The organism is Pseudomonas sp. SDO5591_S426 (assembly GCF_054070755.1).
Genome location: NZ_JBSVXD010000030.1, coordinates 1 through 17,505 on the forward strand (window position 1 = coordinate 1; position 17,505 = coordinate 17,505).

The 17,505-nt window shown below is 60.3% G+C and carries 17 protein-coding genes; 9 read left to right on the forward strand and 8 right to left on the reverse strand.

Annotated elements, in window-relative coordinates:
* Window positions 1-69 precede the first annotated feature (69 nt).
* The gene (locus ACW9JC_RS09215; protein WP_416128403.1) at window positions 70-999 is read right to left on the reverse strand and encodes a LysR substrate-binding domain-containing protein; all 930 of its coding nucleotides are present in this window, start codon (window positions 997-999) and stop codon (window positions 70-72) included.
* 185 nt (window positions 1,000-1,184) lie between these two features.
* Between ACW9JC_RS09215 and ACW9JC_RS09220 the strand changes: the two genes are divergently transcribed.
* A complete protein-coding gene (locus ACW9JC_RS09220) occupies window positions 1,185-2,363 on the forward strand; it encodes a hypothetical protein (protein ID WP_457454771.1) in 1,179 nt (392 codons plus the stop codon).
* A 44-nt stretch (window positions 2,364-2,407) separates the two neighbouring features.
* Here ACW9JC_RS09220 and ACW9JC_RS09225 read toward each other — a convergent pair whose 3' ends face one another.
* From ACW9JC_RS09225 to ACW9JC_RS09245, 5 genes are all read right to left on the reverse strand, one after another.
* Window positions 2,408-3,415 carry an Ldh family oxidoreductase gene (locus tag ACW9JC_RS09225; RefSeq protein WP_457454772.1) on the reverse strand — a complete coding sequence of 336 codons (1,008 nt, stop codon included), beginning with the start codon at window positions 3,413-3,415 and terminating at the stop codon, window positions 2,408-2,410.
* Between the two features lie 102 nt (window positions 3,416-3,517).
* The gene (locus ACW9JC_RS09230) at window positions 3,518-4,639 is read right to left on the reverse strand and encodes an agmatine deiminase family protein (RefSeq protein ID WP_457454773.1); all 1,122 of its coding nucleotides are present in this window, start codon (window positions 4,637-4,639) and stop codon (window positions 3,518-3,520) included.
* Between the two features lie 53 nt (window positions 4,640-4,692).
* The gene (locus ACW9JC_RS09235) at window positions 4,693-5,796 is read right to left on the reverse strand and encodes an extracellular solute-binding protein (RefSeq protein WP_457454774.1); all 1,104 of its coding nucleotides are present in this window, start codon (window positions 5,794-5,796) and stop codon (window positions 4,693-4,695) included.
* Window position 5,797: 1 nt separating this feature from the next.
* Window positions 5,798-6,706, reverse strand: coding sequence for an N-carbamoylputrescine amidase (gene aguB / locus ACW9JC_RS09240; protein WP_457454776.1), 909 nt, complete (start codon window positions 6,704-6,706; stop codon window positions 5,798-5,800).
* A gap of 4 nt (window positions 6,707-6,710) precedes the next feature.
* Entirely contained in the window at window positions 6,711-7,763 is a 1,053-nt protein-coding gene (locus ACW9JC_RS09245; protein ID WP_457454777.1) for an agmatine deiminase family protein, read from the reverse strand.
* Window positions 7,764-7,911: 148 nt separating this feature from the next.
* Here ACW9JC_RS09245 and ACW9JC_RS09250 point away from each other — a divergent pair, with 148 nt between their 5' ends.
* The 6 genes from ACW9JC_RS09250 (at window position 7,912) to ACW9JC_RS09275 (ending at window position 13,198) form a co-directional block, all read left to right on the forward strand.
* Window positions 7,912-8,793, forward strand: coding sequence for a LysR substrate-binding domain-containing protein (locus ACW9JC_RS09250; RefSeq protein WP_457454779.1), 882 nt, complete (start codon window positions 7,912-7,914; stop codon window positions 8,791-8,793).
* 125 nt (window positions 8,794-8,918) lie between these two features.
* Entirely contained in the window at window positions 8,919-9,374 is a 456-nt protein-coding gene (locus tag ACW9JC_RS09255; RefSeq protein ID WP_338586080.1) for an outer membrane lipoprotein, read from the forward strand.
* A 53-nt stretch (window positions 9,375-9,427) separates the two neighbouring features.
* Complete coding sequence (locus ACW9JC_RS09260; protein ID WP_457454781.1) at window positions 9,428-9,664, forward strand: hypothetical protein; 237 nt, start codon at window positions 9,428-9,430, stop codon at window positions 9,662-9,664.
* Between the two features lie 272 nt (window positions 9,665-9,936).
* The gene (locus tag ACW9JC_RS09265) at window positions 9,937-11,478 is read left to right on the forward strand and encodes a multicopper oxidase family protein (protein ID WP_457454782.1); all 1,542 of its coding nucleotides are present in this window, start codon (window positions 9,937-9,939) and stop codon (window positions 11,476-11,478) included.
* Between the two features lie 13 nt (window positions 11,479-11,491).
* Window positions 11,492-12,628 (forward strand): hypothetical protein, encoded by a 1,137-nt coding sequence (locus ACW9JC_RS09270; RefSeq protein ID WP_457454783.1) that lies wholly within the window; start codon window positions 11,492-11,494, stop codon window positions 12,626-12,628.
* A 3-nt stretch (window positions 12,629-12,631) separates the two neighbouring features.
* Window positions 12,632-13,198, forward strand: coding sequence for an SCO family protein (locus tag ACW9JC_RS09275; protein WP_457454785.1), 567 nt, complete (start codon window positions 12,632-12,634; stop codon window positions 13,196-13,198).
* Window positions 13,199-13,216: 18 nt separating this feature from the next.
* Here the strand turns inward: ACW9JC_RS09275 and ACW9JC_RS09280 are convergent, their stop codons facing one another.
* Complete coding sequence (locus ACW9JC_RS09280) at window positions 13,217-14,152, reverse strand: Ppx/GppA phosphatase family protein (protein WP_457454786.1); 936 nt, start codon at window positions 14,150-14,152, stop codon at window positions 13,217-13,219.
* A 189-nt stretch (window positions 14,153-14,341) separates the two neighbouring features.
* Between ACW9JC_RS09280 and ppk2 the strand changes: the two genes are divergently transcribed.
* Window positions 14,342-15,259 (forward strand): polyphosphate kinase 2, encoded by a 918-nt coding sequence (gene ppk2, locus ACW9JC_RS09285; RefSeq protein WP_416129637.1) that lies wholly within the window; start codon window positions 14,342-14,344, stop codon window positions 15,257-15,259.
* 196 nt (window positions 15,260-15,455) lie between these two features.
* Window positions 15,456-16,349, forward strand: a complete 894-nt coding sequence (locus ACW9JC_RS09290; RefSeq protein ID WP_338586071.1) for a LysR family transcriptional regulator — start codon at window positions 15,456-15,458, stop codon at window positions 16,347-16,349.
* On the opposite strand, the gene ACW9JC_RS09295 is transcribed toward ACW9JC_RS09290, so the two are convergent.
* A complete protein-coding gene (locus ACW9JC_RS09295; RefSeq protein ID WP_457454789.1) occupies window positions 16,337-17,491 on the reverse strand; it encodes a (R)-mandelonitrile lyase in 1,155 nt (384 codons plus the stop codon). The two genes, ACW9JC_RS09290 and ACW9JC_RS09295, sit on opposite strands and share 13 nt — an antisense overlap.
* Window positions 17,492-17,505 lie beyond the last annotated feature (14 nt).

Sequence of the window (17,505 nt, forward strand, 5' to 3'; positions counted from 1 at the left end):
AGCCGACATCTATGTTGGATGTCCTGACGCCATCGCGAGCAAGCTCGGCTCCTACAGGGGTGGCGGTGATCAGGTAGCGGCGGTAGACGGCTCCAACTGCCTTTGCGCCAGCCAGATTTCCTCCTGCAACCACTGGCTGAACACCTGCAATTGCGGCAGCGACTGCTCGGGGCGGGTCACCAGCCAGTACGACTGATGGCCTTCGACGTGCACGTTGAGCACCTGGGTCAACTGACCGCTGGCCAGTTCCGGCGCGACCATGTGCCAGTCGGCGATGGTGATGCCCAGGCCGTCGATGGCGGCGCGAATGGCCAGGTCGAGCAGGTCGAATTCGTACCCGCCCTGGGTGTCGACGCCGCTGATGCGCGCGGCGTCCAGCCAGTGTTTCCAGGTCAGGTAACGCTGGTCTTCCCGGGCCAGCACATGCAACAGCGTCAGGCGATTGAGGTCGATGCCCTGCTCGCTCCACTCCCGCGCATACAACGTCGGTGCGCACACCGCGATGTGCCGTTCCTGAAACAGCAGCGAACTGTCCAGGCCATCCCATTCGCCGTCGCCAAAACGGATCGCGCAATCGAGCGTACTGGTTTCCGCCAGACTGTCCTGCAAGCGGGTGGTGATGCTCAACTCCAGCTCCGGATGCTTCTCGCGCAGGCGCCCCAGACGTGGCATCAGCCAGCGATTGGTGAAGGTCGGCGGCGCATTGATATGCAGGCGGTTGGCATGGGATTTCTGCTGGATGCTGCGCACCGTCAGCTCGATCTTGTCGAAGGATTGATGCAATGCCCGTAGCAATACCCGACCGGCGCTGGTCAACTCCAAGTGATGATGGCGCCGCTCCAGCAGGTTCTCGCCCAGCTGTTCTTCCAGCTGCCGCACCTGACGGCTCACGGCACTCTGGGTGACGTTTAGCAACTCGGCGGCGCGGGTGAAGCTGCCCGTGCTACCGGCCACTTCGAACGCTTTGAGCGCATTCAGGCCGGGCATTTTGCGTTTCATGAAAGGCTCTCAAGGACCAGTGACGAGGCGGCAAGGATCACATGGGAGCGGCACATTGTCCTACAGGATTTTTTAAGTAACATGCATTCGAGGAAGGTTTAAGCGGATTTTTAATCGTTTGTTCAACGCACCTCAGATCGCAAGACTTGCCGGCATCTCTAATAAAAATAGCCGAGAGCTGCCACATGCCCTTCCCCGCTTCTTTGCGCCTCAGCCCTTCGTATCTCGCTCTACTCTGCACCTTTGCGGCCCCGGCCATGGCCGTGCAAGTCACTGACAACCTCGACCTCGGCGGCGCCGTTCGTGCCCGCTGGGATTACGATCCGGATCGCGACATCCAGAAGTTCGGCCTGGACACGGTGTTCCTCAGCGCCAAATACAACTCCGACAGCTGGATCGGTGAGGCTCAGTACCGTTTCTACGGTCGTTCCTATCCCTACCAGTACACCAAGAATTACGGCGATATCCAGTTCGCCAAGTTCGCGTGGGTCGGCTACAAGTTCAACCCCGATCAGCAGGTGCAAGTGGGCCTGAACACGGTGCCGTTCGGTTTGCAGCCGTACTTCGGCAGCACCTTCTACGAAACCCTGGGCAACGTCATCGGCCTGGAAGACGTGCAACAAGTCGGTGCCAAATACGTCCAGCAATCGGGCGACTGGAACATCCAGGCCGGTTACTACCTGCGCCCGGCGTGGCAAGGCAAAGGCACCAGCAATGGCGTCACCTACTCCAGCGTAGTGTCGGAAGCCGACAGCTATGTGGCCGACGGTAGCGACAATCAGGAGCGCAACACCGCGGTACTGCGCGTGGCCAAGGCGCTGGACCTGGGGCCGTGGAAATCCGAGGTCGGTCTCTCCGGCCTGACCTCCAGCCTGCAGAACCGCGACACCAACGATGACGGCCGCCGCAACGCCGTGGCCTTGCATTACCTGGGCAAGAACGGCCCGTGGGAAGTGCAGTTGCAGGCAGCACGACAACAGATGTCGCCGCGCAACCCCGGCAGCGACGAAGTGGTGACCCTCGGCGGTTACGACGGCACCTACAACATTGCCAGCCGCGGCAATCTGTACGTGGCGGACCTCAGTTACGACGTGGCCGGCAAGTACCTGTTCGATCAGGTGAGCGGGGTGAAGCTGTACGCCAACTACAGCGCCTTCGACAAATCCGCCAGCGACTTCGAGACCTCGGAACGGGTGATCCTCGGCACATCGTTCTCCTTGAGCAAACTGTGGATCGCCACTGAATGGATATTCGGCAAGAACGATCCATACATCGGCGGCAGCAGCTACACCCAGAGTCTGGGGGCTGGCGGGACGGATCATTGGGAGAATCAGTTGTACATGAACATCGGGTATTACTTCTGAGGTCCTGAGGACGCCTTCGCGAGCGGGCTCGCTGCCGTTTCGTTTCAGACCAGCAGCGATTTCAGGTCGTTGTACAGCGCCTCTGGAATCTGCACGCCCTCCGCCAGGCTGCGCACCCGCGCTGCATAACGTCGTTGTGACGGCAAGCGTGCGCCCTGCCCTTCGATGCCCTCGAACAACGTTTCCGCTCTGGCCAGATGTTGTTCGGTGGCGTCGCCCAAAAAGCGCCGGGGGTCCAGGGCGATGATCAACTCGCCATGGTACGGCGACGACTTGCTGCCGCCGTCGTAAGCCAGCGACTCGGCGCTGGTCAGGTCACCGATCAGCGGCCCGGCGATCAGCTCCACCATCGCCGCCAATGCCGAACCCTTGTGCCCGCCGAACGTCAGCATCGCGCCGCTGTCGAGCACCACGTTGGCGTCGGTGCTTGGCTGGCCCTGTGCGTCCACGCCCCAACCCTCGGGAATCGCCTTGCCGGCCCGGCGATGCAACTCGATGTCGCCACGGGCAATCGCGCTGGTGGCGAAATCGAACACAAACGGGTCGCGCCCCGCGCGTGGCCAACCGAAAGCGATGGGATTGGTGCCGAACACCGGCACGCGGCCGCCGGCAGGCGCCACCCAGGCATGGCTCGGATTACACGCCAGCGCCACCAGCCCGGCAGCGGTCAGTTGCTCGATCTCCACCCACAGTGCCGAGAAGTGCACACAACGGTTGATTGCCAATGCGGCAATGCCATTGTCGCGAGCCTTTTGTGCCAGTAACGGCAACCCGGCCTGAAACGCCAACTGCGAAAAACCACCGCCAGCATCCACCCGCACGATCGAAGGCGCCTGATCGATCACCTGCGGCTCGGCATCGGCCGACACCTTGCCGGCCCGCAGGGAATTCACGCAGCCCAGTACCCGGTATAAACCGTGGGAGGCACAGCCGTCGCGTTCACCGGCAATCACCGTCGCCGCCACCGCTTGCGCATGGGCCGGATTGAAACCGTTGTGCAGCAGGATCGATTCGGCCAGCTCGCGGGCCTGGATCAGGGTCAATCGAATCATGGTCATCTCCTTGAACAGACCGCTCAGGGTGGTCTATCCGGGGCGAGATGGCTTGATGGCTTTGGCCGTTGACGACGACGAAATCGGCACAGCGCGGGCGCACTAGACCTTCGGCTGGTGACTGGTCACGCAGTGGATGCCGCCGCCACCGGCCGAGACGGCATCGATGTTGAGCTGCACCACTTCGCGCTCCGGATACAGTTGAGTGAGCAGATCAAAAGCTTTGCGGTCTGCAGCCTTGTCACCAAACTGCGGCGCAATGATCGCCCCGTTGATCACGAAGTAATTGATGTAGCCGGCGGCGAAGTCCGGATTGTTCTTGCTGAACTTGCTCTGCCGTGGATTGAGCGGCGGCGACACGGTGTGCACCTGCAACCGGCGGCCATCGGCGTCGGTAGCGTTTTTCAGTATCTCCAGATGGGCTCGGGTGACCTTGTAGTCGTAGGACTCGGGGTCGTTGTCGAGGTTGGCGATCACCACGCCCGGCTTGACGAAACGCGCATAGAAGTCGACGTGAGCATCGGTGATGTCCTTGCCCTTGATGCCCGGCAACCAGATGATTTTGCGCAACCCCAGGCGTTCCTTCAGCTCCTGTTCGACCTCGGCCTTGCTCCAGTCGGGGTTGCGGTTTTTATTGAACCAGCTGCTTTCAGTCATGATCCCGGTACCGTGACCATCCACCTCGATGCCACCGCCCTCGCCCACCAATTCACTGCGCAGGTATCGGGCCTCTTCGGTCTCGGCAACCAGCGCGGCTAACTGAGCATCTTTGCTGTGTCGTTGTTTGTTGCCCCAGCCGTTGAAATTGAAATCCACCGCGCCGAGTTCGCCCTTGCCGTCGACGACAAAATTGGCACCGATGTCGCGCATCCAGATGTCGTCGAGTTCGGTGATGACGTAGGTGATGTTCTTCGAACCGCAATGTTCTTCGGCCAGATCCCGTTCGCTGTCGCGACAGAACACGGTGACCGGCTCATAACCGGCGATGGTCCGCGCGATCAGGCCCAGTGCCGCTTGCACGTCGGCGGTGAAGTCTTCCCAGATGGCGTCCTGCGCGCCAAACGCGATGAACGCCTGTTGGTGCTTGTCTCCTTCGTCCGGCATGTACCAACGACCCTCGCCCGCCGCCAACACTTGCGCGGGGCTCAGACCAAGGCCCATGAAGGCGGCTGTCACACCGGCGGCAACCGATACCTGTTTGATGAATTCGCGACGCGTTGACATGTGTCTGTTTCCTGAAAAAGGGGCAAAGGCCGGCGTTGTGCGCCGGCCCGGAATCATTGGCTTGTGGCCGTCTTGAACTTGGTCCAGGTGCGCATGCGTGCGCGCATGTCGGCCTGGGGAATGTCTTTGCCCGGGATCAATCGAGCATAGGTGGCTTCGTCGATGTAGATGTCCGGGTTGTCGCGCATCGTTGCATCGACGTCCGGACGGGCCTTGGCATTGGAAGTCGGGTAACCGGTGAAGTTACTGATGGCCGCCATGTTCTGCGGACGCATGACGAAGTTGATGAACGCGTAGGCGTACTCCGGATGTTTGGCGTCGACCGGGATCGCCATGGTGTCCATCCACACCGTGGTGCCTTCGCGGGGGATGCGGTACTGGAAGTCGCTTTTCTTGCCGGCGGAATCCGCCGTGCGTTGCGCCTGGGTCATGTCGCCGCTGTAGCCGAGGGACAGGCACAGGTTGCCGTTGACCAGATCGGTCACCGGTTGCGACTGGAACTTGCGAATGTACGGTCGCAATTTCATCAGCAGTTCGCTCGCTGCCTTCAAGTCTTCCGGCTTGCCGCTGCGTGGGTCGCGACCGAGATAGTTGAGGACCACCGCCAGCGCTTCATCCGGCGAGTCGATCATCGAAATGCCGCAGTCAGCAAACTTCGCCGCCAGTTCCGGCTTGAACAGCATGTCGAGGCTGTTGACCGGGGCGTCGGGCACGCGCTGCTTGATTTGCTCGGCGTTGTAAGTCAGGCCGATGGTGCCCCAGGTGTAAGGGACGGTGGCCTGACTCGAATGCTCGTATTGCCTGCGCAGCTTTTGCAGGCCGGGCTCGATGTCGGCCAGCTCAGTGAGTTTCGAGCGATCCAGCGGCATCAGGCTGCCGGCGCGCACCAGGCGCTCGGCCACGGTGTCGCCGGGGAAGATCAGGTCATAGCCGCTGCCGCCCGCGAGCATCTTGGCTTCCAGGGTTTCGCTGCCATCCATCACGTCGTAGATCACCTTGATCCCGGTTTCGGCGGTGAAGCGGCTCAGGGTGTCTTCGGCGAAATAATCGGCCCAGTTGTACAGCCGCAGGGTTTTCTCCTCGGCGTGTAGCGACGGCACCGTGCAGCACAGTGAAAAACCCAGGGCGGCGAGCAAGCGTTTGTGGGAAACGTGCATATCAAACTCCTTGAGTGTTCCAGCGTGAGTTGATGTGGCGCCCGTCCTGGCTCAACAACGTCCCGTACATGTCCGGACGGCGGTCGCGGTAGATGCCCCAGCTCAGGCGCTCTTCGCGCATGGCCGCGAGGTCGAGGCTGTGCACCAGCAGGCCGGTGCTGTCACGGTCGGCCTCGGCGAGCAATTTGCCCTTGTGGTTACAGATGAAGGACGAGCCGTAGAAATTCATCTGCAACGCTGGATCGGTGGTCGCGGCTTCCCGGCCGACGCGGTTGGACGCCACCACCGGCAGGATGTTGGCCGCCGCATGACCGCGCATGGTCATTTGCCAATGGTCGCGGGAGTCCAGGCTCGCACAGCCCGGTTCAGAGCCGATCGCTGTGGGAAACAGCAAGACCTCGGCGCCCATCAAGGCCAGGCAACGTGCCGTCTCGGGGAACCACTGATCCCAGCAGATGCCCACGCCGATGCGGCCGAACGCGGTGTCCCAGACACGGAAACCGGTGTCGCCGGGGCTGAAATATTCTTTCTCCTGATAGCCGATGGCGTTGGGAATGTGGGTTTTGCGGTAAACACCCAGCAGGCGTCCATCGGCGTCGGCCACGCAAAGAGAATTGAAATACGCGTTGCCGGCCTTCTCGAACCAGCTCAGCGGCAGGACCACGCCCAACTCCCTCGCCAATGCGGCAAAGCGCTTGAGGACCGGGCTTTCGCGAAACTCCTCGGCCAGGGCCAGGTGCTTGTGATTTTGCTCGATGCAGAAATACGGCGTGGCAAACAGCTCTTGCAGCAGGATGACCTGGGCACCCTTGGCCGCTGCCTCGCGGACAAGCTGTTCGGCTTGGTCGAGGTTGTTTTTCAGGTCCCAGGTGCACGGCATCTGGGTGGTGGCGATTGTCAGGAGCGTCATCGCTTCAACCCTCCAGCGGCCAGGCAGGCTGTTGCTGGGTGATGCAGTGCACACCGCCGCCGCCATGGGCCAGATGATTGATTCGCACCGGCACCACTTCACGTCCGGGGAATGCCTGGGCGAGCGTTTCGGCGGCCACATCATCGGCCGCGATGCCGTAGGCCGGCATGATGATCGCGCCGTTGGCGATGTAGAAATTGGTGTACGAGGCGCAGAACACTTCGGCTTCGGTGTCCACGGCGTCGCTGGCCTCATACAACTCGATCAATTCGAACTTGCGCCCTTGTGCATCGGTAGCCAGTTCCAGCGCACGACGGTTTTCACGGGCCACTTCGGCGTACACCGATTGTTTGTCGTGGGTAGCGTCGACCAGCAAAACGCCGGGACGGGCGAATGCGCACACGCCATCGACGTGGCCGTCGGTCATGTCGCCGGTGACGTAGTCCGGATCGCCCGGCAGCCAGATGGTTTTCTTCACGCCGAGCAGCCGCGCAAAGATTTCCTCCATCTCGGCCTTGTTCATGCCGGGGTTGCGATTGGGGTTGAGCAACACCGATTCGGTGGTGATCAGCGTGCCTTCGCCGTCAACATGGATCGCCCCGCCTTCGTTGCTCAGCGGCGTACCGAAACATTCAAACCCCAAGTGATTGAGCGCGCGGCGCCCCAGGCTTTCGTCGAGGTTGTGCGCCGACTTGCCGCCCCACGCGTTGAAGCGCCAGCTCACCCCGGCCAGGCCTTGCTGCGGATGGCAGACGAAACTCGGGCCGGAGTCGCGGCACCAGCTGTCGTTCACCGCCCACTCGATCAGTTCGATGTTCGGCCCGCACAACGCTTTGGCGCTGGCGACCGCCGATGGATCGACAACCATTTTCACCGGTTCGAAACGGGCAATGGCATTGGCCACGCGGGCGAAGTCTTCTTGCACGTTGGCCAATGTCACGCGCCATCCGGACTCCCACAGCGCCTTATTGTGCGGCCAGACCATCCAGGTCGCCGCGTGCCGGGCCCACTCGGCGGGCATGATCCAACCGGTGTTTTTATTGTCGTTCTGCTGCATGATGCTCTCCAGGTGAAATCGGCCTTTCAATTAAGTCATTGTGTTCAATGAAAAACGCCTTGGCGGTGTTGGCATGCATGCTACGGCTGTAAAAACGGGCAAACAAACGATGGATTTTGCGGACAACTGATTAGAGAAACTTATCGATATGCTCAAACACTGGCCGCCACTGAGCACGCTTCGCGGCTTTGAAGCCGCCGCACGGCTGGGCAGCTTTCACAAGGCCGCCGACGAGTTGAACCTCACTCAGTCGGCCATCAGCCAGCAGATCCGCAGCCTTGAGGCGTATCTCGAACAACCGCTGTTCTTTCGCAGCGGACGCAGCGTCAGCCTGACCGATGCCGGGCATGATTTGCTCAGCACCACCCAGGCTCTGCTCCAGCAATTGGCCGTGGGCATTCGACGCCTGGGGCAATATCAGAAGCCCAATCAACTGGTGCTCAACACCACGCCGGCGTTCGCCCGCCACTGGCTGCTGCCGCGTCTGGCCGATTTTCGCCAACAGCATCCGGAGGTCGATCTGTGGATTTTCAGCACCGATGAAGTGCCTGACATGGCGACGCAAACGATCGACATCGCGGTGCGCGACGACATCAGTTCCCAGGCCGAATGCAGCTTCAAGGTTTTATGCGCCGACCGCCTCTATCCGGCGTGTCATCCGAACCTGCTGACGCAGCCACCGGCACAGCGCACCACCTTGCATGGCGAACGGGAAATGGACTGGAGCCATTGGGCGGTGGAGGCCGGTATCGATGTCGGCCAGCAGGATCAAGGGCTGAACTTCTCCGACCCCGGCCTGCTGCTGGATGCCGCCTGCGCGGGGCTCGGCATCGCGCTGGTCAGTCAGCTACTGAGTCGGCAAGCACGCGCCAACGGCCTGTTGCAGCCTTTGGTGGAGCAGACCATTCGTGGGCCAAACTGGGCTTTGTTGACTCATCGGGACAGCGAGAGCAATGCGCGCAGTTTCAGCGAGTGGCTGGTCGAGAACCTGCCGGACGAAAAACCGAGGTCGGCAATATCGCTGACATAGCGGCAATACTTCGAAGTGGTTTTCGTCGGCACGCCATGATGAATTCAACCGCACCGGGCTTTTTCGTCTAGCGTGGATGGAGTGCGTTCAATTGACCCAGTCCTTTCATGAGATGGAGTTCGATGATGAAAACTTTCGCTTCCTGGCTGACGATTTCGCTGTTGAGTGTATTGCTTTGCGCCTGCGCTGCGGTCGATGCCGGGAGCGGTGGCGCGGGTGAAATGGAGATTCGCTCGGGCAAGATCGAGCAGATTTCGCAGGTACAGATGCAGACCAATCATGACAGTGGCGTCGGGGCGATCCTCGGCGGTATCGGCGGCGTTGCGCTCGGCAGTCTGATCGGGCGTGGCACTGGCCGGGATGTTGCGATGGTCGCCGGCGCCCTTGCGGGTGCGGCCGGCGGTAACTACGCGGAGAAGAAACAATATGACCAGCCCAAGGACGCGCAGCAGATTATTGTTCGAACCAACAGCGGCGTACTGGTTTCGGTGACTCAACCGATCAATCCGTCACTGACCAAAGGCATGAACGTTTATGTTGAAGGGGCCGGCAGCGAAGCGCGCGTGGTGCCCCAGGGGTAGTCCGTTGTCCTGCCCGTTCAAACGGCAGGCTTTACGAAACAGGAGTCATCAAAATGCGAATCCTGAAAACAATGGTCGTGGCGTTGCTGCTATCTGCTGGCCTGACGCCTTATATCGGCATCGCCCATGCGGAAGGTGACGTTTCAAAAGACGTCAGGGATGGCATGCGTGACGTGGACAAAGACATCGATCGCGACGGAAAAGATATCGATAAAGAAGCCAAGGAACTGGATAAGGAACGCCATAAAGAAGACAAGCATCTTGATAAGGAAGAGAAAAAACATCTTTGATGTTTTTAATACCAAGGTGCCTTTTATCTCGCAGAAAACAGCTGTGTTACTTGAATGAAACACATGCAGTTCATCGCCCGGAAGTTACGCTGGATCCAATAAACTTGCGCGCCACTTTTCCTGTTCTACACTCGAAAAGTTGCGCGTAAAAACGACTCAATACCAAATACAACGTGGCGTTTAATATTACGCGGTGACGGTTGATCACCTTCGGCAACGCACAGGCGAACTACGCCCGCTAGTTCCCCGCCAAGCCACCGAAGGTCGCGATCATGCCCAGAGCTTTCAGCGTCCGCCCCTTTGCCCTTTGCGCGAGCCTGGCGGCAGTTGCCTTGAGCGGTTGTGCGACACAGCAGTCTGCTGAGCCCGCCTCCCAACCTCTGCGCCAGAATCCTGAGTTCACCTACGATGCCAGCGGCGTGACCCACGCCACGCTCACGGCGGCCGAGCAGCAGGTCAACGTCGGGAATGAGCGTTACGTTTCCCTGGTGTTCAACGGCGATTACGATTCGCCACTGATTCGTACGCGCCCCGGCGGGACCATGGCGATCCGTCTGGATAACCGCATGGACGAGATCACCAACCTGCACTTCCACGGCATGCAGGTGTCGCCCCTGGACGAAGGCGACAATATTTTCCGCGTGACCCAGCCTCACAAGGTGGGCGAATACAACGTCAAACTGCCGCTCGCACACAGCCCCGGTGCCTACTGGTATCACAGTCATTTCCATGGCGGCTCCCAGCGTCAGGTGTCGGCCGGGATTGCCGGGCCGATCCTGGTCGATGGCATGCTCGATCCGTTTCCCGAACTCAAGGGCATCAAGGAACAAGTGCTGGTCCTGCGTAATTTCCAGAAAACCCTGACCGGCAAAGTCGCCAGCGAGATCATCACCAGCGCCCCGTCGATTCGCACGATCAATGGCCAGGAAGTGCCGACCATCGACATCAAGCCCGGAGAAACCCAGCTCTGGCATTTCATCAACATTGCCGCCAACCAGTACTTCCGGATTCGTATCAACGGCCAGTCGATGCAGGTGTTGTCCCGTGACGGCAACACGGTGACGCGCAGGGTCGATGCCGATCAGGTACTGATCGGGCCGTCGGCGCGTTTCAGTGTGTTGGTGGTCGGGCCACCGGAGGGTTCCTACGAAGTCGAAACCGGTTCCGGAAACACCGGACCGGCGGGCGATCAGTACCCGATGGCCAAGTTGGCGATCCTGCGTTCAAGCGGCCAACAGGTGGCGACCAAACAGATCACCAGCGCCTATCCGCCGGCCGAGGACTTCAGCAAGATCGCGGTGAACAAGACGCGCCAGTTTGCTTTTCAGGATTCGGACACCGACCCCAATGCGTTCCTGATCAACGGCACACGCTTTGAGCTGGACCGGGTCAACACCACGGTCAAGCTCGGTGATGTCGAAGAATGGCGGCTGTTCAACCCGTCCCAGGAGTTGCACCAGTTCCACATTCACCAAGTGGATTTCCAGGTCACCGAGTTCAACGGCAAACCGGTGCAGTTCAGCGGCTATCGGGACAACGTGTTCATTCCCGCAACAGGTTCGATCACCGTGCGAATCCCCTTTCGCGATCCGGTGATCCTCGGCAAGTTCGTCTACCACTGCCACATCCTCGAACACGAGGACGGCGGCATGATGCAGGCGATTCAGGTGGTCAAGCCGGAGGACTACGAGCAGGCGGTCAAGCTCGAACCCCTGGGCGGGCTGTACGGTGAAAACAACCAGTTGTGCTCCTACCTGCGCAACACCGGACAGGACCCGAAAGCGTCCAGCCCGCTGAAACCGCTGATCAACTAAGGGGGGGCACGCCATGTACAACTATCGCTTGGCTGTGTTGTTGGTGGGATCGGTGTGCGCCGTCGAATCGACGCTCGCCGATGACGGGCAATACCCCAACGTCGGCATGGATTACGACGCGACCTTTCAATATGACCACACGCATGGCGATTCGCCCCAGGGCGGCAATCGCAACACCGGGGACGCGTACCCGGACATCAACACCACGTTCTACTTTCGCTTCACCCACGATCAGCAGATTCAACTGGCCACCGAGATCAATCCCGTCGCCGGGCCAGAGCCTGGGCAAAAGCGTTTCTTCGAAGACGTGGGGCTGGTGATCAACGACCTCAACTACTACCAGAACAACGCCAACTCGGCCTTTTCGGTCGGCAAATACCATGTGCCGTTCGGTCGCGCGCAGGACCAGGCGCCCGGCCTCTACACCAATGATTACGTCGCCACCTACGACCTCGACGGCATGCTCGGTGGCACAGTGGCGTACCGCTTTTTCGACCAGAAGCTGGGGATGATCGAACCCAACCTGAGCGTGTACACCGCGGACAATTCGTTTCTCGGTCGGCCGTACCTGCGCCATGGCGAGAAGTTGCAGCGCAGCGATGGCGGTCCGTCGAATACCGGCAAGCTCGATTCCTATGCGGTGACGGTGAACTGGATAGCGATTCCGGCGGTGCCTTATCTGGAGATGCAGGCCGGTTATATGTTCAACAAAAAGGCCGAAGACGAGACGCAGCCCGATCCACCAGGCGAAGACGATGAAACCATCAAGATCGCCTCGGCCCGCTACATCTGGGCCTATGCGCCGAGCACCGATCTTGAGCCGACGCTGGCGGGGCGTTATTTCGATATCGTGCCCTTCGTCGAATTCGCCGATGTCGACAACGAGGACGGCATCAAGGGCAACGACACCCGCTATCTGACCACCTCGCTGACCTTCGATTTCGGCGACTGGGCGCTGGGTGCGACGCGTACCGACAAGCATCGCGAATCGACCGGGGGCGCGGATCACCAGGACTACCTCAACGAGTTGAGCGTGACCTACAACATCACCGGCCAGATCAAACTTGGCTTGTCTGCCGGCACCCAGAAAGAGGACGGCCAGATGTCCGAACTGCTGGGACTGGCGTTGACCTATTCGGGAGGGTACTGAGCCATGAAGTGGCTAATGGCGTTGCTATTGGCGGCAACGGCGGCGAGTTCGACGGCTGCGACCCGCACCGACATCGGCGGGCCGTTCCAGCTGACCAACCAGAATGGCCAGCGCGTCACCGAACGCAGTTTTGGCGAGCCGGCGTTGCTGTATTTCGGCTTCATGACCTGTCCCGCCATTTGCCCAACTGACTTGGCGAAAATGGCCCGCATCAGCCGGCAGCTGCAACAGCAGCAGGGCATCAACGTGCGGCCGATTTTCGTGACCATAGACCCGGAACGGGACACGCCGAAAAAACTGAAGACCTACGTGAATTACTTCGCCAGTGACTTCGTCGGCTTGACCGGTTCGGCGCAAGACATCGTGCGCATCACGGACGCTTATCACGTGTATTACAAGAAAGTGCCTACGGGGGATAAACCGGACGAGTACATGATGGACCACTCGACCATCCTGTTTTTAATCGATAGCCAGGGCCGTTACCTCAAGCATTTCGGACGTGGGCTGGATGAAAAGGAAATCGAGAAACAGGTGGTCACTGCATTGGCGGATGCAGCGGCTGGACGCTGACGGGAGATTGCAATGAAATCAGTGTCTGGACATCAGCCCGTGTAGAACTCCGAACCGCAAACCCGGCTCCGAAGGCGTCATGTGTGCGATGCCGAAGACCTTGAACGCCGCCAGCATCAATACCAACCCTCCCGGCAAACTGCTCAGGCGATGGGCTTGCAGCCCCGCCAGCCGCAGCTTTTTGACATGCCCGACTTCGAGCAGACGCAGCGACAGGCGCAGCAGTCCGCTGTAGGTGATGCCGGTTTCTCCATAGTCGTTCAACCCATTGGCACTGAGGATCTTGGCCAGCATGCGCGCGGTGCCTGAAGAGCCAATGGTCTGCTGCCAACCCTGCGCGCGATAACGACGGGCGACCTTGTCGAACTCAAGCGTCGCTACCCGTTCGGCTTCAAGCAGCGCCTGGGCGGTGATGTTGCCGCCGGCAAAATAACGCGCTCCAAAAGTGCCGCTGCCAATCGCAATACTCTCGGTGACCAGCAACTGAGGGCCGCGTCCCAGAATCAATTCGGTGGAACCGCCGCCGATATCCACCACCAGTCGCATGCTCTCTGAACCGGGGTTGGTATGGGCGACACCCGCGTACACCAGTTGCGCTTCTTCCTGCCCCGAGATCACGTCGATACGAAACCCCAAGTGGCGTTCGGCGCTGGCCAGGAACAATTGCGCATTGTCAGCTTCGCGCACGGCGCTGGTCGCCACCGCCCGCACTCGCCCGGCTTCGAAGCCACGCAGTTTCTTGCCGAATCGCGCCAGCGCCTGCCACCCCCGATCCAGCGCCATTTCGTCTAGTGCCCCACCCTGAAACCCTTCGGCCAGGCGCACAGGTTCGCGCAGGGTTTTGACTTCCTGAATCATCATCTGGCGGTTGCGTTTGACTGGCTGGCCAATCATCAGGCGAAACGCATTGGAGCCCAGGTCAATGGCCGCAAACAGAGAGCTGTCACCTTTCATGGTGGGGATTCCCGGCAGTTTCATCGGCCTGCGAATGGCGTGCCGCAGGGCGGTTTGCGCCGATCCTGCCATGCGCTCAGTGACACGACGATGACAGGCCGATGAATTTCGCCATCACCTGTTCGTCACCACGTCGTCACATGCGCGGGCCTAGCATGGGCACTTCCAACTTCGTCGGGAGTTCTGACCATGCTGTTGACCAACGACACCCTGATGCAACGCATCCACCGCGAACTGCTCGATCACAGCGACGAAGAACTGGAGCTGGAGTTGCTGGAGGACGATCACGACCTCGAAGCACTGTTCGATGATCATCTCGGCGAGAGCCCGGAAAGGCAGGAACGTCGCCGTTACTTCAGCGAGCTGTTCCGCCTGCAAGGTGAGCTGGTGAAGTTGCAGAGTTGGGTGGTGAAGACCGGGCACAAGGTGGTGATCCTGTTCGAAGGGCGCGATGCGGCGGGCAAGGGTGGCGTGATCAAGCGCATCACCCAGCGGCTCAATCCTCGGGTCTGCCGGGTCGCCGCCCTGCCCGCCCCCAACGACCGCGAACGCACCCAGTGGTACTTTCAGCGCTACGTTTCGCACCTGCCGGCGGCGGGTGAAATCGTGTTGTTCGACCGCAGTTGGTACAACCGCGCGGGCGTCGAACAAGTCATGGGGTTCTGCAACGAGGACCAATACGAAGAGTTCTTTCGCACCGTGCCGGAGTTCGAACGGATGCTCGCCCGCTCTGGCATTCAGTTGATCAAATACTGGTTCTCGATCTCCGACCAGGAACAGCATTTGCGCTTTCTCAGCCGCATCCACGACCCGCTCAAACAATGGAAACTCAGCCCCATGGACCTTGAATCCCGTCGGCGCTGGGAGGCCTACACCAAGGCCAAGGAAATCATGCTCGACCGCACCCACATCGCCGAAGCGCCGTGGTGGGTGGTGCAAGCCGACGACAAGAAAAAGGCCCGGCTCAACTGCATCCATCACCTGCTCGGGCAAATGCCCTACGAAGAAGTCGAACTACCGGTGATCGAACTGCCGGAACGCGTACGCCAGGAAGACTACTCGCGCAGCCCGACACCACCGGAAATCATCGTGCCGCAGGTGTATTGAGGACGCAGGCTCGATTGTGCGCTTTGATGCGGGCGCACAATCGCTGTCATCACTCTGTAACCTGGTTGCCGCAATACTCACGCCATACACCGCGTGCTTTTTTATTGCTGCCTTCATAGGCGGCTTTTTTTTGCCTGATGTTTGAGTGACGACTTTATCGGCATAATCGCTTACGGTTCATACCTGGAGCGTATTAATGACCGCAGAAAGCTACGACCAGCTCGCGATTTTTGCCGCCGTCGCACAGGAGCGCAGTTTCACTCGCGCTGCCGCCAGACTGGGCATGTCGCAACCTGCTTTGAGCCGTGCCATGCGCCAACTGGAAGAACGCCTGGGTGTCCGGCTGCTGGCTCGCACCACGCGCAGTGTGTCCGCCACAGAAGCAGGCGAACATTTGCTGCAGGTGATCGCTCCCCGCTTCGAAGAGATCGATACAGAACTGGCATTGCTCAGCGAATTCCGTGACAAGCCGGCAGGCAAATTGCGCATTACCGCGGGCGAGCATTCGGCGATTACCATCCTGCATCCCGTGCTCGCGAAGGTGCTGCCCGACAACCCGGATCTCAGTATCGAAATCATCGTCGACTACGGCCTGACCGACATCGTCGCGCAAGGCTTCGACGCTGGAGTACGGTTGGGCGAGCAGGTCGCCAAGGACATGATCGCGATGCGCATCGGTCCCGACATGCGCATGGCGGTTGTCGGCTCCCCGGCATACTTCGCCCGGTACTCGAAACCCGTCGTTCCGGGCGATTTGACGGGGCACAACGGCATCACTTTGCGCATGCCCACCTACGGTGGTCTGTACCTTTGGGAGTTCGAGAAGAACGGGCAAGAGCTGAAGGTGCGAGTCGAAGGACAACTGGTGTTCAACAACATCGCCATGCGCCTGGAGGCTGCCCTTCAGGGGTTGGGATTGGCCTATATGCCGGAAGATCTGGTGCAGGAACATGTCGCGCAAGGTCGATTGATTCGCGTGCTGGCCGACTGGTGCGAGCCGTTCTCTGGCTATCACCTCTACTATCCGAGCCGGCGCCAGAGTTCACCGGCCTTCACCTTGCTGCGCGAAGCTCTGCGCTATTTGGGCTGAGCGGCGTCCAACGCCTCGCCCGCACGCCTGGCCGCTTCAACATCACCCTGCTCTGCCAGCAACTGGACCAATTGACGCAATTGCGCAGCGCTCAGGCTGACTCGCAGGCTGGCGGCCATGTGCGAGCGCAACTGCGACTCGACGCCGGGGGTGACGGCCAGCGCCGCGACCGTGGCCAGCTCACGACTTTGCCAGTCCAGGTTGTCGCGCTCGAAAATGTCGCCGAACAAATGCGCTTGCAGGTATTGGTTGATGACCGGGACGAAATCGAACAATGGCCCTTGCACAGGCGCGCCGGCAATGCGCGTCTGGTTGGCCTTACCCGCCGCCAGCAGTTCGCTGCCGGACGGAATCGCGCGACCGGGTTCGCGCCCCGGATCGTCCTGAACGCCACGTTGTTTGCGCGCCTCCACGACTTTCATCAGCTCGCCGAGCGCGTTGAGACTGCGGGGAAAACCGCTGTAGGCGTAGAGTTGCACCAGTATTTCTTTCGCTTCGCTGACGGTCAGCCCTGCATCCAGTCCCCGGTTCAAGGCAACCTTGAGCCCCGGCATGTCGCTCGTGGCCATGGCAGCCGCTATCAATGGAATGGCTTGCTGTTTGGCGGACAGTTCCTCAGAGACTGGAAATTCTTTGGTCGTCGACGGTGGCGTCACAGGATCATGGGCACTGTATTGATCATCGGTGACCTTCTCCAGCCAATCCACACTCTTGCCGTCGACCGCGCCGGTCACGGCCAGGTGAGTCATGGCGCTCGAGGGTGCGGCACCGTGCCAATGCTTGACGCCCGGCGGGCAGACGATCACGTCGCCCGGATGGATTTCCTGTACAGGCCTGCCCCATTCCTGGGTCAAGCCGACACCGGAGACCACCACCAAACGCTGGCCTGCAGGATGGGTATGCCAGGCTGAACGTGCGCCCGGTTCGAAGGTGACGTACGCACCGGACGCATTGATCTCACCGGAAGCCGGAAATAACGGATCGACACGCACCCGCCCGGTGAAAGAATCCGCCGGCCCCGCGACCGAAGTCTGACTGCCTGCCCGGCTGATCGGCTGGGCGGCTCGGGTTTCACTGGCACCGTCGGCGCAGGCAAAGGGGGCCGCAGCACACACCGCGATCCCCAAAAGGGTATTTTTCATGATGAGGGTTCCTT